The 229-nt window shown below is 47.6% G+C and carries 1 protein-coding gene; it reads right to left on the reverse strand.

The window, feature by feature from the left end:
- A partial coding sequence (locus tag ACSNOK_RS36665; RefSeq protein ID WP_436784957.1) for a hypothetical protein occupies window positions 1–217 on the reverse strand: 217 nt, incomplete at its 3' end.
- Window positions 218–229: the final 12 nt, after the last annotated feature.

Consider the following 229-nt stretch of genomic DNA (forward strand, 5'->3'; position numbering starts at 1 on the left):
ATTCTTTAATTTCATCACCGGTCAAACTGCTCCTGGCTGACTGTCTTCCCGATACAAAAGCAATCGATGACGTGCCGCGCGGGTCAATAATCGCCAGCGGCGGTCCCGAACTAAGATTAACAATTGAAGAGAACTGGAAGCCGCCGAAAATCAGATTAACCAACCCACCGCGATCCAAGAAACGTTTTCCTTTACCGAACGGCAGTTCCAAAACCATATTGGCATTGAT

The sequence above is a fragment of the Streptomyces sp. URMC 126 genome, from assembly GCF_051386555.1.
Lineage (GTDB): Bacteria > Actinomycetota > Actinomycetes > Streptomycetales > Streptomycetaceae > Streptomyces.